The sequence below is a fragment of the Streptomyces sp. SID11385 genome (assembly GCF_010548245.1).
Taxonomy (GTDB): Bacteria; Actinomycetota; Actinomycetes; order Streptomycetales; family Streptomycetaceae; genus Streptomyces.
Genome location: NZ_JAAGLR010000529.1, coordinates 1 through 207 on the forward strand (window position 1 = coordinate 1; position 207 = coordinate 207).

A 207-nucleotide genomic window follows, 5' to 3' on the forward strand; every position below is an offset into this window, starting at 1 on the left:
GGGTCGCCCTTCATCGCCTTGGTCCAGGAGGCCTCGTCCTCCACCGGCTCGTCGAGGAAGAGGAAGTCGACGTTGTCGGTGATGTCGGAGAGCACCGTCACGCGGGTCTGGGCGTACGGAGCGATCCGCGTCCACTTCTCCGCGTCGAAGGCCTCCGGGGCCCAGGGCGCGAACGGGGCCTTCAGCCAGGGGCCGCAGGCCTCGGTG

Annotated in this window: 1 pseudogene; it reads right to left on the reverse strand. The window is 70.0% G+C overall.

From position 1 onward, the window contains the following. Positions 1-207 (reverse strand): annotated as a pseudogene (locus G3I42_RS16045) (glutamate--tRNA ligase); the annotation flags it as partial.